13 protein-coding genes are annotated in these 15,108 nt (G+C 72.2%); 7 read left to right on the forward strand and 6 right to left on the reverse strand.

The window, feature by feature from the left end; all coding sequences use genetic code 11:
* Positions 1 to 17: 17 nt before the first annotated feature.
* Positions 18 to 773, forward strand: coding sequence for a hypothetical protein (locus tag ACZ6N8_RS17300; protein WP_466010995.1), 756 nt, complete (start codon positions 18 to 20; stop codon positions 771 to 773).
* Here the strand turns inward: ACZ6N8_RS17300 and ACZ6N8_RS17305 are convergent.
* From ACZ6N8_RS17305 to ACZ6N8_RS17330, 6 genes are read right to left on the reverse strand one after another with little or no spacing between them, the layout of a single operon-like run.
* Entirely contained in the window at positions 748 to 1,641 is an 894-nt protein-coding gene (locus ACZ6N8_RS17305; protein ID WP_466010997.1) for a DUF6807 domain-containing protein, read from the reverse strand. The two genes, ACZ6N8_RS17300 and ACZ6N8_RS17305, sit on opposite strands and share 26 nt — an antisense overlap.
* Entirely contained in the window at positions 1,638 to 2,354 is a 717-nt protein-coding gene (locus ACZ6N8_RS17310; protein WP_466010999.1) for a hypothetical protein, read from the reverse strand. The genes ACZ6N8_RS17305 and ACZ6N8_RS17310 overlap by 4 nt, the downstream gene beginning before the upstream one ends.
* Positions 2,338 to 3,213: a carbohydrate ABC transporter permease gene (locus tag ACZ6N8_RS17315; RefSeq protein ID WP_466011001.1), complete on the reverse strand. Its 876-nt coding sequence runs from the start codon at positions 3,211 to 3,213 to the stop codon at positions 2,338 to 2,340. The genes ACZ6N8_RS17310 and ACZ6N8_RS17315 overlap by 17 nt, the downstream gene beginning before the upstream one ends.
* Complete coding sequence (locus ACZ6N8_RS17320; protein ID WP_466011002.1) at positions 3,213 to 4,193, reverse strand: carbohydrate ABC transporter permease; 981 nt, start codon at positions 4,191 to 4,193, stop codon at positions 3,213 to 3,215. Before ACZ6N8_RS17320 ends, ACZ6N8_RS17315 begins: the two co-directional genes overlap by 1 nt.
* A gap of 31 nt (positions 4,194 to 4,224) precedes the next feature.
* Positions 4,225 to 5,571, reverse strand: a complete 1,347-nt coding sequence (locus ACZ6N8_RS17325) for an ABC transporter substrate-binding protein (RefSeq protein ID WP_466011004.1) — start codon at positions 5,569 to 5,571, stop codon at positions 4,225 to 4,227.
* Between the two features lie 19 nt (positions 5,572 to 5,590).
* Positions 5,591 to 6,721 carry a LacI family DNA-binding transcriptional regulator gene (locus tag ACZ6N8_RS17330; RefSeq protein ID WP_364364466.1) on the reverse strand — a complete coding sequence of 377 codons (1,131 nt, stop codon included), beginning with the start codon at positions 6,719 to 6,721 and terminating at the stop codon, positions 5,591 to 5,593.
* A 237-nt stretch (positions 6,722 to 6,958) separates the two neighbouring features.
* On the opposite strand from ACZ6N8_RS17330, the gene ACZ6N8_RS17335 reads away from it, so the two are divergent.
* From ACZ6N8_RS17335 to ACZ6N8_RS17360, 6 genes are read left to right on the forward strand one after another with little or no spacing between them, the layout of a single operon-like run.
* Entirely contained in the window at positions 6,959 to 8,287 is a 1,329-nt protein-coding gene (locus tag ACZ6N8_RS17335) for a Gfo/Idh/MocA family oxidoreductase (protein ID WP_466011005.1), read from the forward strand.
* 23 nt (positions 8,288 to 8,310) lie between these two features.
* Positions 8,311 to 9,744, forward strand: coding sequence for a glucuronate isomerase (uxaC, locus tag ACZ6N8_RS17340; protein ID WP_466011007.1), 1,434 nt, complete (start codon positions 8,311 to 8,313; stop codon positions 9,742 to 9,744).
* Positions 9,741 to 11,045, forward strand: coding sequence for an enolase C-terminal domain-like protein (locus tag ACZ6N8_RS17345; RefSeq protein ID WP_466011009.1), 1,305 nt, complete (start codon positions 9,741 to 9,743; stop codon positions 11,043 to 11,045). The genes uxaC and ACZ6N8_RS17345 overlap by 4 nt, the downstream gene beginning before the upstream one ends.
* Positions 11,036 to 12,529, forward strand: coding sequence for a mannitol dehydrogenase family protein (locus ACZ6N8_RS17350; RefSeq protein WP_466011011.1), 1,494 nt, complete (start codon positions 11,036 to 11,038; stop codon positions 12,527 to 12,529). Before ACZ6N8_RS17345 ends, ACZ6N8_RS17350 begins: the two co-directional genes overlap by 10 nt.
* Before the next feature lie 28 nt (positions 12,530 to 12,557).
* Positions 12,558 to 13,751 carry a Gfo/Idh/MocA family protein gene (locus ACZ6N8_RS17355; protein WP_466011013.1) on the forward strand — a complete coding sequence of 398 codons (1,194 nt, stop codon included), beginning with the start codon at positions 12,558 to 12,560 and terminating at the stop codon, positions 13,749 to 13,751.
* A 14-nt stretch (positions 13,752 to 13,765) separates the two neighbouring features.
* Positions 13,766 to 15,106, forward strand: coding sequence for a pectate lyase family protein (locus ACZ6N8_RS17360; protein ID WP_466011015.1), 1,341 nt, complete (start codon positions 13,766 to 13,768; stop codon positions 15,104 to 15,106).
* The last annotated feature ends 2 nt before the right edge of the window (positions 15,107 to 15,108 follow it).

Genomic DNA, 15,108 nt, shown 5'->3' on the forward strand with positions numbered 1-15,108 from the left:
CGGGAGGGGGTGCCGCCGTGGGTGACCTGCGCAAGCCGTTCCTGCTGCTGGCGATGCTCGCCGTCGTGCTGGCCATCGGTGTGGAGCTGGGCGCCGGGCTGCTGCTCGGCGGCGCCGACGCCAGCTCGGCGCTGGCCGACAGTGCCGGCGCGCTCGACGTGGAGATCGACGACGTGTCAGGGGTCAGCGAGCCGTCCGGTCGGGGCACCGGCCACCTGGCGTTGATCGACGCGGTGGCGGTCTGGAGCACCGGGTTGTTCTGTCTGGGTCTGCTCCTGCCCGAACGCGTCCAGGGCCGCGTGCAGGGCATCGCCAGCCTGATCTTCTCGATCATCCTGATCATCGTCGGGCTGGTCGCACTGGTCATCGCGTTCGTCGAGCTAATGATCATGGTGTCGCTGTTCCTGGCCGTCCCGTTCGGCACCCTGGCGTACCTGGCCCTGTGGGGGTTCTTCCCGGTCGGCGAGGCGTCGGTGCTGCTGGGGCTGGTGCTGCTGCTCAAGCTGCTCTGGGCGGGGCTGCTGGTGGCGGCCCAGCCGCGCTTCCTGCAGAACAAGGGCCTCGTCCTGCTGATCCTCACCACCCTGCTGTGCACGGTCGTGCTGGAGTTCCTGCACAACCTCGTGCCGGTGATCCTGGTCAGCATCGTCGACGACGTGGCCGCACTGGTCTTCGCGATCATCGCGATCATCTGGGGGCTGGTGCTGCTCATCGGCTCGATCCCGGCGATCGTCAAGGCCGTCCGGGTCACCGCCGCCCTGCCCACCCGCTGACCCCGCCGTCGGGTTGTCCGAGCGTTGGGGCGACAAGTGTCGCGGCCCGCTCCCGGTCGACCGTCCCGTCGACCACCCACACCCGGTAGCTGCCGTGCCGGGTCGCGCCGGCCGGCACCACCGCCGGCCTGTCGAACGCGAACGCCACGCAGACCCCCGGGTACATCGCGGTCCGCACGAACCACCTGTCGCCGGGGCCGAGCCCCGCGAAGACCAGGGTGTACGCCCCGCCGCCCGGCCCGGTGCCGGTCAACGCGAGCCACGGCGCCGCGCTGCCGTTGACCGCCTCCTCCCCCGTGGCGTCGGCGGTGAACACCTCCGGTCCGCCGTCGGCGGCGGCCCGCCAGAAGAACCCCCCGTACCCGGCCCCTCCGGGGCGACCGTTGGTGGCCGGGCTGCCCAGGCGCACCTCCTCCTCGGGCGGGGCGGTGAGCGCGGAGTCCAGGTCGAGTCGCCAGACGTCAGGCGCGAGGGCCGACGCGGCGAGCCGACGCCGCTCGGTGAGCAGCGTTCGCCCGTGCGGGTCGCGCCACTGCAGCTCGTGCGCCACCTGCTCGTCGGCCCGCTCCGACCAGCAGGTGTGGGCGATGACCCCGTGGTCGTCGCGCCACGTGTAGCCGACGTCGCGCACGTAGGTGCGTCCGCCCCAGAGGTTGGTGCCGTTGACGTCCTGCACCGCGAGGGAGGCCCCGAGGTGCCACACGTGGTCGGCGGGCAGCGCGTCGGTGACCACTGTGCCGCCCAGGGTGCGTACCGGGTGCAGGTACGGCCGGGGACCGTGCCGCGCGTCCAGCGCCGGGTCGAGCACGTACCGGGCCACCTCGGTCCCGTAGACCAGCAGCCGCGCCGGCTCCTGCGCCCCGCTCACGGCAACTCCGGGTGCGCGGGCACCGCCCGACCGGCGGAGTCGACGGCGGCCAGCCGGCGGTCGGCGCGGTCGACGGTGGCCGACCGGCCTCCGGTGAGGTCGGCAGCGACCGGCCGGCGGCGGGCGACGGCGTGCAGGGCGGCCAGTGTGTATCCGGCGAGGATCGGCACCGCGACCGGGGTGACCAGGAGCGCGAGCAACCCGGCAAGCGCGACGACCCCGGTGAGCGCGGCCCAGGGGGCGGGCGCGTCGAGACAGGCGCGGGCGGCGGAACGGGCCGCTGCCCGCCACCGCCCGCCCCCGTTGCCGCCCACCTCGACCACGACCAGCCCGGCGTACCCGACCAGGCCGGCCACGACCAGTGCCGTCACCAGCAACGCCACCGGGCCGCCTGGCACCCGGCCGGCGGCCAGCGCCGCCAGGTCGGCGGCGAGCAGCCCGGCCACGGCGAGCGCGAGCAGACTGACCGGCACACCGGGCAGCGCCGCGCGGCCGAAGCGGCGCACTGTGGTCCGCGCCGACGGCCAGTTGCCGGTACGCGTCCAGTCGTGCAGGGCCGCGCTGGCCGTGCCGGCCGCCGCGGCGAGCGTGAGCACGGGCAGCGCGGCGACTGTCAGCAGGATGCCGAGCAGCGCCAGGTCGGCGGCGTCACGCACGACGTCGCGCCAGTCCTGCCGTCCGCCACCGTCGGCCGGTTCAGCCCTTGATGCCACTGGTGTTGATCCCCTCGACGAGCATCCGCTGGAACGCGACGAAGAACAGGAAGACCGGTAGCAGCGACAGCACCGACATGGCGAACATCGGCCCCACCGCGCTCTGACTCGTCGAGTCGATGAACAGGGTCAACGCGACGGGAACCGTGTAGTCCTCCAACTGGGACAGGAAGACCAGCTGGCGGAAGAAGTCGTTCCACGTCCAGATGAAGGAGAAGATCGCTGTGGTGACCAGGGCGGGGCGGCTCAGCGGCAGGATGATGTGCCGGAAGATGCCGAACGGGCCGGCCCCGTCGATCCGGGCCGCCTCGTCCAGCTCCCGTGGCACGCCCCGCATGAACTGCACCATCAGGAAGACGAAGAACGCCTCGGTGGCCAGGAACTGCGGGATGAGCAGCGGCAGGTACGGCCACTCGCCGCCGACCAGCCCGAGCGTGCGGAACAGGATGTACTGCGGCACGATCAGCACGTGCTGGGGCAGCAGCAGCGTGCCGATCATGACGGCGAACCACACGCCCCGCAGCCGGAACCGCAGCCGGGCGAAGGCGTACGCGGCGAGCAGGCAGGAGAGCCCGTTGCCGACGACGGTGAGCAGGCTGACCATCGCGCTGTTGACGAAGAACCGGCCGAAGCTGACGTCGAAGTTGGACCACCCGGCGGTGTAGTTGCCCGGGGTGAACCGCTCCGGCAGCAGCCCGATGTTGTTGACGATCTCCTCCTGGGACTTCACCGACGTGCCGACCATCCAGATCAGCGGGTAGAGCACCACGGCGACGATCGCCACCAGGATCAGCAGTCGCAGCAGCGAGCGCCCGGTCGGGCGTCGCCGGGCGGCCGGCACCTGGGTCACCGCCACCATCACCGGTCCTCCCCGTCGGAGTAGTGCACCCAGAACCGCCCGGTGCTGAAGAAGATCGCGGTGATCACCGCGATGGCGAGCAGGAACACCCAGGCCATGGCCGACGCGTAGCCCATCTCGAGGTCGGTGAAGCCGGTGATGTAGAGGTTCAGCGTGTACATGAGTGTGGAGTCGACCGGGCCGCCGGTGCCGTTGCTGAGCACGAACGCGGCGGTGAAGCCCTGGAATCCGTTGATCGTCTCCAGGACCAGGTTGAAGAAGATGACAGGGGAGAGCATCGGCAGGGTGACGTTGCGGAACTGGCGGAACCTGCCGGCCCCGTCGACCGAGGCGGCCTCGTACAGCTCGGTGGGCACCTGCTTGAGACCGGCCAGGAAGATCACCATGGGTGCGCCGAACTGCCAGATGGCCAGCACCATCAGCGTCTGAAGGGCCCAGTCCGGGTCGTTCACCCAGGGTTTGCCCTGGATGCCGAAGAGGCTCAGGAACGAGTTGAACGCGCCGTCGCGATTGAACATGTTGACCCAGACGATGGCCAGCGCGACGCTGCCGCCGAGCAGCGACGGCAGGTAGAACAGGCCGCGGAACAGCCCGACGCCGCGCCAGGCGCGGTTGAGCAGCAGTGCCACGCCGAGCGCCGCGGCGAGCTTGAGCGGTACGGCGACCAGCGCGAAGGTCACCGTGACCCGCACGGCGTGCCAGTACGACGGGTCGGAGGTGAACATCCGCTCGTAGTTGGCCAACCCCACCCACCGCACCTCGGAGAACGGGGTGAGGATGTCGTAGTTGGTGAAGCTCAGGTAGAGCGACAGCAGCATGGGGACCGCCGTGACACCCATCAGGCCGATGAGCCACGGCGACAGGAAGACGTACCCCGCCAGACCTTCGCTGTGCCGGAGGCCGGGCCCACGCCTGCCGGCGTGGGCCCGGTTCGGTCCGGGGCCGCGTCGGGTCGGGTCGGGTGCCGTGGTCAACGCCACGAGCAGCTCCTCTCCTCGCCTGGTGGGGCGGTCAGGCGATGGCGGCCTTGCACGCCTCGACGAACTGGGCGGCGGCCGCGGCGGGGGTCGCCCGGCCGTACTGGGCGTTCTCGGCGGCCTTGATCAGTTCGGACTTGACCTTGCTGTGGCCCTTGATCGGCACCTGCGGGGACTTGCCGAACTTCTGGGTCAGCTCGGCCTCGACGGCGATGGACTGCTTCATGGCCGGGTCGGTGGTGTCGTCGCTGACCACCCGCCGCAGGTCGAGGTTGGACGGCAGACCGCGGTCGGTGCCGAGCAGCTTGACCGCCTCCTGGTCGTTGTTCAGGAAGTTGATCACGTCGACGGCGACGTCCCTGTGCTTGCTGCCCTTGAACACGGACCAGTACATGGAGGCCCGGGCCCACTGCGCGCTCGGGTCACCGGGGTAGGCGACCACGCCCAGCTCGTCCTTGGTGTTCTTCTTCAGGTCGGGCATCTGGTTGGCCCAGACCCAGGAGGTGGCCGACTTGCCGGTGACCACCAGCTGCTTGGTGACGTCGCTGGAGTTGCCCTCGTGGATCACGTCGGCGCTCGGGGTGGCCCTGCGGTCCCGGGCGCCCTTCCACAGGTCGAACCACCTGGTCACGTCCTCGGCGGTGAAGCCCAGCTCCTTGCCCTGGTAGAGGTCCTTGCCCTGCTGGCGCAGCCACACCCAGAACGCCTTGTAGTCGGCGCTCGGGTCCTGCGTGCCTGGCACCTTGGTCTTGGCGGTGACCTGCTCGGCCCAGGCGATGTGCTCCTCCCACGACATCCCGGTGGTGGGCTCGGGCAGGTTGTTCCTGGTCAGCAGCGTCTTGTTGTAGACCAGTCCCTGGGTGTTCTCCCCGGCGGCCAGGCCGGCGAGCTTGCCGTCCACCACGCCGTACTGCCAGAGGCTCTCGGGGAACTTGGAGGTGTCCAGCTTGCCGGACTTCTGGTAGGAGGTCAGGTCGAGCGTGGTGCTGCGGGCCGCGTACTCGGACAGGTAGTTGTCGTCGATCTGGAACAGGTCCGGCGGGTTGCCGCCGGCGGTGAGCGTCGCCAGCTTGTCGAAGTAGCCCTGGTTGGCCTGCCAGGTCGTCTCGAAGGTCACGTTGGGGTGCTTCTTGGTGTAGAGCGCGAGGGCGTCCTCGGTCAGTTTGGCCCGCGCGTCGCCGCCCCACCAGAAGATGGAGAGCTTGACCGGGGCGTTCGGGTCGGCGGCGGAGCCGTCGTCTCCGCACGCGGCGGCACCGAACATCAGTGGCGCGGCGACGGTCGCGGCGAGCAGGCCGCGCAGCAGCCGTCGCCTGGGCAGCGGGGTACGGTGATGACGCCCGACGGGCGTGTCAGTGGTGGGGGGCGTTGCGGGGTGCATGAGCGCTCACTCCTCGGCATTAGGAGGCGACGGCGTCACCGGTGGCCGTGGTCGGGGTGCCCGGGCCCGCAGGGCAATGCGGGTCCGGGCCACGCGAAGCGGCCGGGGGACGTGCCGGTCGGGCCCGTGGGCCCGGGCCGGTCGAGTCGCGGATGACCAGGTCGGTCTGGAGCATTACCTGTGCGGTGGTACGACGGACGCCGAGCGCCGTGCCGGCGCCGAGCCCCCGCGCGCCGCGCGGTGACTCGATGTCCTGTTGCAGCAGCATGTCGACGGCCGTCCGGCCGGCGGCCGCGGTGGGTGTGGCCACCGTCGTCAGTTTGGGTCGGGTGAGCCGGCTCAGGGCGATGTCGTCGACCCCGACGACGCTCACCTCCTGCGGCACCCGGACCCCGAGCGCGTCGAGCCCCTCGATGAGGCCGATCGCCATCAGGTCGTTGTAGGCGAGCACTGCCGACACGCCGCTGCGCCGGACCTGCTCGGCGACGGCGGAGCCGCCGGTCTCGGTGGGCGCGTTCGGGCCGAGCATGGTCAGTTCGGCGCCGCCGGCGCGGGCGGCCGTGGCGGCGGCGCGGCGCATCTCCCGGTTGGTCCACGAGCTGCGCGGCCCGCCGAGCAACGCGATGCGGTGGTGGCCGAGGCCGATCAGGTGTTCGATCGCCGCGCGGGCGCCCTGCCCGACGTCCATCAGGACGCAGGGCAGGCCGGTGACCTGGCGGTTCACCACCACCAGCGGCACCTCGCGGCTGAGCTGCTCGATGAGGCTGTTACTCATCCGCGGGCTGCACAGCAGCACCCCGTCCACCTGTTTGGCAAGCGCGTGGACCAGCTCCTCCTCGGCTGTCGGGTCCTCGTTGGTGTCGGCCACGAAGACGTGGTAGTCGCGGTGCCGGGCCTGGCTCTCCGCCGCCTTGATCAGCGGCGGGAAGAACGGGTTCGCGATGTCGGCGATGATCAGCCCGATGTTGTGGGTACGGCCGGTGATCAGGGCACGGGCGGCCCGGTTAGGCCGGTAGCCCAGGTCCTCCGCGCAGGCCAGCACGCGTACCCGGGTCTCCGGGTTGACCAGGTGCGGCGCGGAGAAGGTGCGGGACACGGTGGAGATGTGCACACCGGACGCCCGGGCGACGTCCCGGATGGTGACTGGCACGGCGGCCCTTTCGTCCGATGTGGCGGCGGTCACGTGGGTGCCGCCAATTAATGCAAACGGTTGCTCCAGTGTCAACGGTGGATGGTTACGGTTCTGTTGCGCCGAGGCTCCCATTGGTGATCTACAGGCCCATAAATAGGAACATTTACCGCTGATTACGCCGTCGGCGTTGACGTCATCGGATCGACCGTGATTACTTCACTGCAAACCTTTGCAGGATCACCGGGAGGCCACCGAATGTCATCCAGAGCCGGCGGACGGGTCCGGTACGCAGTCGTGGGCACCGGCGCGCGGGCCGAGATGTTCGTGCGGGCCCTGGTGCTCGACCACCCCGACACCACCGAGCTGGTCGCCTTCGCCGACACCAACAAGGCCCGGATGGACGCGCACAACCGATGGCTGGCCGAGCTGGGCCACCGTCGCGTGCCCGCGTACCAGGCCGGGGACTTCGCGACCATGCTGGACTCCGAACGCGTCGACGTCGTCCTGGTCACCAGCGTGGACGTCACCCACGACGAGTACGTGGTGGCCGCGCTGCGGGCCGGCCGGGACGTGGTGACCGAGAAACCGATGACGGTGGACGCTCCCCGCTGCCGGCGCATCCTCGACGCGGTGGCCGAGACCGGCGGCCGGGTGACAGTGGCCTTCAACTACCGCTACAACCCGTTGCACGAACAGGTCCGGCGGCTGCTCGCCGACGGCGCGGTCGGTGAGATCGGCTCGGTGCACTTCGAGTGGCTGCTCGACGTACGCCACGGCGCCGACTACTTCCGCCGCTGGCACCGCGACAAGGCCACCTCCGGCGGGCTCATGGTGCACAAGGCCAGCCACCACTTCGACCTGGTCAACTGGTGGCTGGCCGCCACCCCGGTCGAGGTGTACGCCGCCGGTCGGCTCTTCTTCTACGGCGACGGTGGCCGTCGGCACGGCTACGCCCGCGACTACGAACGCGCGTACGGCTCCCCCGCCGCCGTCGACGACCCGTTCGCGTTGCGACTCGACGCGCACCCCCGGCTGCGCGAGTTGTACCTCGACGCCGAGGCCGAGGACGGCTACCAACGCGACCGCAACGTCTTCGCCCCGGGCGTGAGCATCGAGGACGACATGGCGGTGCTCGCCCGCTACTCCACAGGCGCCACGATGACCTACCACCTCACCGCGTACGCGCCCTGGGAGGGCTACCGGGTGATGGTCAACGGCAGTCGGGGCCGGCTGGAGCTGGAGGTCACCGAGAACGACTTCGTCGACCGGGGCACCGCCGGCGCGGTCAAGGGCGCAGCCCTGCACGGCGCCGAGGCGCCGGCCGAGGGCGGTGGCGCGACACTCACGCTGCGCCCGTTCTGGGAGCCACCACGGCAGATCCCCGTCGAGGGCCGTACCCGGCACGGCCACGGCGGCGCGGACGCCCGGATGACAGGCGTGCTCCTGGGCGGCCGACCCGACCCGCTGGACCGCGCCGCGACCGCCGACGACGGCGCGTCGGCCCTGCTCACCGGCCTGGCCGCAAACCGGTCCTTCGAGACCGGCCAACCGGTCCGGGTCGCCGACCTGCTCACCCTCTCCTGACCACCGACGAGGAGCCCCGCCCCGTGCCGACGTCCGACCACACCGACCTGCTCCTGCCGTCCGAGCCCGGCCACCGCGCGCTGGCCCGGGAGCTGTACGCCCTCGCGGCGGAGCAACCCATCATCTCGCCGCACGGGCACGTCGACCCGGCCCTGCTGGCCGAGGACCAGCCCTTTCCCGATCCGGCGCGGCTGCTCATCGTGCCGGACCACTACCTGACCAGGATGCTGCTCAGCCAGGGCGTACCCCCGGCCGACCTGGGGGTGCCCACCCGCGACGGCAGCCCGACCGAGACCGACGGCCGGGTGATCTGGCGACGGTTCGCCGCGCACTGGCACCTGTTCCGGGGCACCCCGTCGCGGCTGTGGCTGGACAGGACGTTCCGCACCGTGTTCGGCGTGCGAACCCCCTTCGGCCCGGCCACCGCCGACGACGTCTACGACGAGATCGCGGCCCGGCTCGCCGAGCCGGACTTCCGGCCCCGGGCACTGTTCGAACGGTTCAACATCGAGGTCCTCGCGACCACCGAGTCACCGCTGGACGACCTGGGGCAGCACGCCAAGCTCGCCGCCGACGGCTGGGGCGGACCGGGTGGCCGCGTCGTCACCACCTTCCGCCCGGACGACGTGGTGGACATGGAGTTCGAGGGCTGGACGACGAACGTGCGGCGCCTCGGCGAGCTGGCCGGCGAGGACACCGGCACGTACACCGGCTACCTGGCCGCGCTGCGCGTCCGCCGGGCCGCGTTCATCGCCGCCGGGGCGACCTCGTCGGACCACGGGCATCCCACCGCGCGCACCCTCGACCTGACCCCGGCCCAGGCCGCACGCCTGTACGACAGGGGCCTGCGCGGCGAGGCCGACGCGGCCGACGCGGAGGCCTTCCGGGCGCACATGCTCATGGAGTTCGCCCGCATGTCGCTCGACGACGGCCTCGTCATGCAACTGCACCCCGGTGCGGTACGCAACCACAACCGCTCGCTGCACGCCCGGCACGGCCGCGACGTGGGCGGCGACGTCCCGCAGGCCACCGAGTACGTGCACGCACTCGCGCCACTGCTGGATCGGTACGGCAACGACAGCCGGCTGCGGCTGGTGCTGTACACCCTCGACGAGGACACCTTCAGCCGCGAGCTGGCGCCCCTCGCCGGCGGGTACGCCGCGCTGCTGCTCGGAGCGCCCTGGTGGTTCCTGGACTCCCCCGAGGTGCTGCGCCGGTTCCGGGAGACGGTCACCGAGACCGCGGGCTTCTACAACACGACCGGGTTCGTCGACGACACCCGGGCGTTCTGCTCCATCCCGGTCCGCCACGACGTGGCCCGCCGGGTGGACGCCGGCTTCCTGGCCCGGCTCGTCGCCGAACACCGGCTGCCGATGGACGAGGCCGCCGAGACCATCGTCGACCTGGCGTACCGGCTGCCCAAGCGGGTCTTCAACTTCGGAGGCGACAACAAGTGACCACGACCATCACGTCCGTCGACGTGCACGACGTGCGGTTCCCGACCGCCGCCCGGGGTGACGGCTCCGACGCCATCAACCGGGGTGACTACTCGGCGACGTACGTCGAGCTGGGCACCGATGCCGGCCCGGTCGGCGCGGGGTTCACCTTCACCAACGGCCGGGGCAACGAGATCACCTGCGCGGCGGTGCGCGCGCTGGCCCACCACGTACGGGGACGCACGATCGAGGAGATCGCGGCCGAGCCTGTGGCGTTCTGGCGGTCGCTCAGCGCCGACGTGCAGCTGCGCTGGCTGGGCCCGGAGAAGGGTGTCATCCACATGGCGACAGGCGCTCTGGTCAACGCGGTGTGGGACCTGCGGGCCACAGTGGCCGGCAAACCGATGTGGCGGTTCCTCGCCGAACTGCCCACCGACGAGCTCGTCGCCAGCGTCGACTTCCACCACATCACCGACGCGCTCACAGCGGACGAGGCGACGGCCATCCTCGAGAAGGGACGCGACGGCCTGGCCGACCGGCTGGCCACGCTGGAGCGCGACGGCTTCCCGTCGTACACCACCTCGGTCGGCTGGCTCGGCTACCCGGACGACAAGGTGCGGGCGCTGACCCGGCGGGCGTACGACGACGGCTGGCGGGCGATGAAGATGAAGGTCGGCGGCCCGCTCGCCGACGACAGACGCCGAGCGCGGATCATCCGGGAGGAGATCGGCCCGGACGCGCTGCTGATGATGGACGCCAACCAGGTCTGGGACGTCGACGAGGCGATCACCGCGATGACTGCCCTCGCGGAGGTCGACCCGTACTGGATCGAGGAGCCGACGCACGCCGACGACATCCTGGGCCACGCCCGGATCGCCCGCGCGGTCACCGAGCTGACCGGCGGCCGGTGCCGGGTGGCCACCGGCGAGGTCGCCGCCAACCGGGTGATCTTCAAGCAGTTGCTCCAGGCCGAGGCGATAGGCGTGATGCAGGTCGACGCGTGCCGGGTCGGCGGCGTCAACGAGGTACTCGCCGAGCTGCTGCTCGCGGCCAAGTTCGGCGTGCCGGTCTGCCCGCACGCCGGCGGTGTCGGGCTCTGCGAGTACGTCCAGCACCTGGCCGTCTTCGACTACCTGCGGGTGGGCGTCAGCCTGGAGGGACGGATGATCGAGTACGTCGACCACCTGCACGAGCACTTCGTCGACCCGGTGCGTACCCGCGGTGGCAGGTACCTGCTGCCGGAGCAGCCCGGCTACAGCGCCACCATGAAGCAGGCGTCGGTCGCCGAGTTCCGCTTCCCGGACGGTCCGGCGTGGCGGTGACCGTCGGCGCCTCCCGGCTCGGCGTGGGTGTGCTGCGCCGACTGCCCTTCGAGGCCCGTCCGCTGATCCGGCCGGGCACCGTGCCGGCCGGCGTCGTCCACCTGGGGTTGGGCGCGTTCCACCGCGCGCACCAGGCCGTCTACACCGAGGCGGCGGTTGGCGCGGTCGGCGGCGACTGGGGCATCGTGGCGGTCGCCCCACGCAGCACCGCGCTGGTGGAGGCTCTTGCCGGGCAGGACTACCTGTTCAGCGTCAGCACCCTCTCGGCGTCCGGCAGCACGACGCGGGTGGTCGGCGCGCTGAGCGGCGTACGCCACGCGGCCAGCGACCCGGACGCGGTGGTGGCGCTGCTCGCCGACCCGGCGGTGCGGGTGGTGACGCTCACCGTCACCGAGAAGGCGTACCAGCTCGACCCGGTGACCGGCCACCTGTCCCCGGATCCGGCGCTCGCCGCGGACCTGGCCGGTGGCCGCCCGCCGACCACCGTACCGGGGCTGCTGCTGCGGGGGCTGGCCGCCCGGGCCGCCGCGGACGCCGGACCGCTGGCCCTGGTGAGCTGCGACAACCTGCCCGCAAACGGTCGCCGGCTGCGGGGTCTGGTGGACCAGGCGGTCGGCCGTGCGGCAGGTGTGCCCGCCGGGCTGCTCGACTGGGTGGCCGGCAACGTCACCTGCCCGGGGACCATGGTGGACCGGATCGTGCCGGCCAGCACCCCCGACACGATCGACGCGGCCCGGCGGGCGCTGGGCGTGACCGACCTGGCGGCGGTTGCGGCCGAGCCGTACGCGCAGTGGGTCATCGAGGACGACTTCCCGGGCGGACGGCCGGGTTGGGAGCACGCCGGAGCGGTCCTCACCGACGACGCCGGCCCCTGGGAGCGGTTGAAGCTGCGCGGCCTCAACGGGGTGCACTCGGCCGTGGCGTACCTGGGGGCCCTGGCCGGCCGGGAGACCATCGCCGACGCCCTGGAGATCCCGCACCTGACCGACGTGCTGCGCCGCCTGATCGCCGAGGACGTCGCGCCCAGTTTCACGCCGCCCGACGGGGTGCGGGTGGTCGACTACGGCGAGCAGGCCCTCGCCCGGTTCGGCAACCCGGCGATCCGGCACCGCACCCTTCAGGTCGCGATGGACGGCTCGCAGAAGTTGCCGCAGCGGGTCCTGCACACCATCGCCGACCTGCGCGCGGCCGGCCGGTCCGCGCGCTGGGGCGCGCTTGTCGTGGCGGCCTGGTTGCGCTTCGCGCTGGGGTACGCCGACGACGGCCGGCCGTTACCGTTCCAGGACCCTCTCGCCGGGCCGATCCGGGCCGCGCTGGACGCCGGCGCGCAGAGCCCGGCCGGCGCGGTGGACGCGGTGTTCGCGCTACGCGAGGTCATCCCGGCCGAGGTGGCCGGCGACGACGAGGTACGCGCCGAGGTGACCGCCTGGCTGACCGCCCTGGCACGCCACGGCGTCGAGGCCACCCTGGCCGGTGTCAGGTGAACGGGCAGCTCCCGCCGGCCGGTGCCCGGTGAACGGGGCGCCGACGCGGGTGGCGGTGATCGGGGCGAACGGGCACGGCCGGTGGCACCGACGCGTGATCGCGCCGTTGCACGCCGACGGCCTGTTGCGTCTGGTCGCGCTCGTTGACGTCGAGCCGGTGCAGGACGACCCGGAGGCGCCACTGCCGCCAGGGGTCCAGGTGTTCACCGACCATCGGGCGATGCTCGCCGCCACCCGGCCGCAGGTGGTGGTCATCTGCACCCCGCCGCACACGCACCTGCCGATCGCCCGCGACGCCCTCACCGCCGGCGCGGACCTGCTGCTGGAGAAACCGCCGGTGCTGTCCCTGGCCGAGCACGACGAGCTGACCTGGGCGTTGACCACCGCCGGTCGGGTGGCCCAGGTCGGTTTCCAGGCGCTCGGTTCGGCGGCGCTGACCGCGTTGGCCGACGCGCTTGTCGCCGGCCGTCTCGGCACGGTCACCGGGATCGCCACAGTCGCCGCCTGGCAGCGCCCGGACGCCTACTACGCCCGTTCCGCCTGGGCCGGCCGGCGCACCCTGAACGGGCGGCCGGTGCTGGACGGCGCACTGGCCAACCCGTTGGCGCACGCGGTGATGCAGTGCCTCGCCGTCGCCGAGTCGCTCGGTGGGGCGCCGCCCTGGCCGGTCGCGATCGAGGTGGAGCGCTACCGGGTCCGACCCATCGAGGTGGAGGACACCGCGGTGCTGCGGGTCCGGTTCCGCGCCGGCCCTGCGGTGCTCGCCGCGGTCACACTTGCCGCAGAGGAGTTCGTGGCAGGTGAGGTGGTGGTGACCGGCACCGGGGGGCGGGCGGTGCTGGAGTACCCGACCGACCGGCTGCGGCTGCCCGGGGACGTGGTGACCCGCCAGGTCCCCGGCCGGCACGGTCTGCTGGAGAACCTGCTCGCGCACCGGGCCGATCCGCTCAGGGCTCCGCTCATCGCGCCGCTGGCCCGTACCGCCCCGTTCACCGCGCTGCTTGACGCGTTGCGGGCCGCGCCGGAGCCACGACTGCTCGACGGCGACCTGGTCGTCGGGGTGGGCGACGGCGGTGATCGGGTCCGCCACCTGCGGGGTGTCGTGGACGTGCTGCGCCGGTCCGCCGAGCAGGGAGCGCTGCCCAGCGAACTGGGTGTGCCGTGGGCGGTGCCCGCGTACCGCGCCGAACTGACCGACAGCCGCCCCACCCACCACCACTGATCCGGGAGAGACCGATGCGCAGAATCCTCGCGGGCGCCACGGTGACCGCCCTGCTCCTCGTCGCCGCGCCGGCCGGGGCCGCGGCCCGACCCGACCGGCTCGGCTGGATGGCCCAGCAGATCGGGCGGCAGACCCTGCCCGACCGGGACGGCTGGGCGGCCGGCGGCCCCGGCACCACCGGCGGGTCGGCGGCCACCCCGGACCGCACCCGCGTGGTCGGCAGCCGCGCCGAGCTGGTGGCCGCCCTGGGCGGCGACAACGCGAGCAACGCCACCGACGCCACCCCGAAGCTGATCTACGTCAAGGGCGACGTCGACGGGTTCGAGGGACCCGACGGCACGTCGCTGGACTGCGGCGACCTGGCCGACCCCGGGTACCGGCTGGACGCCTACCTTGCCGCGTACGACCCCGCGGTGTGGGGTCGGGTGCCACCGGCGGGCCCGCTGGAGGAGGCCCGGGTCCGGTCGGTGGCGAACCAGACCCGCCAGACGCAGATCAACGTCGGCCCCAACACGACGGTCATCGGGCTGCGCGGCGCACGGCTGACCGGCCTCACCCTCATGATCGACCGGGCGTCGAACGTCATCGTCCGCAACCTCACCCTCGTCGACGCGCGGGACTGCTTCCCCGCCTGGTCACCGACCGACGGCGAGGCCGGCAACTGGAACAGCCAGTACGACCAGATCTCCGTACGCCGCGGCGAGAACGTCTGGGTCGACCACAACACCTTCACCGACGGCGACAACCCGGACAGCGCCCAGCCGATCCACTTCGGTCGGCCGTACCAGGTGCACGACGGCTCGCTGGACGTCACGCACACCGCCAGCGGAGTCACCGCCTCGTGGAACCGTTTCACCGGGCGGGACAAGCTGATGCTGATCGGCTCGTCCAACACCGTCGGCCCGGACGTGGGGCGACTGAGGGTGACCCTGCACCACAACCTCTTCGACGGCGTCCTGCAACGGCTGCCCCGGGTGCGCTTCGGCCAGGTCGACGTCTACAACAACCACTACCGGCTCGGCGGCGACGGCTTCCAGTACGCGCTGGGCGTCGGCGTGCAGTCGACGATCTACGCGCAGGACAACTTCTTCACGCTGGACGCGACCGTCGACCCGGCGGACCTGCTCTACGACTGGGGTGGCACCGCGCTCACCGAGCGCGGCACCTGGGTACGCCAGGGCGGCGGCGTGGCGCGGCCGGTCGACCTGCTGGCGGCGTACAACGCGGCGCACGACCCCGACCTGGGCGCCGACGCGGGCTGGACGCCCACCCTGCGCCGGGAGCCGGTCCTGCCGGCCCCGCTTGTCCCCCTCGTGGTCGGTCCCCTCGCCGGCGCCGACCGCCTACCGATGTGAAC

It is taken from the genome of Micromonospora sp. NPDC047521, assembly GCF_055587305.1.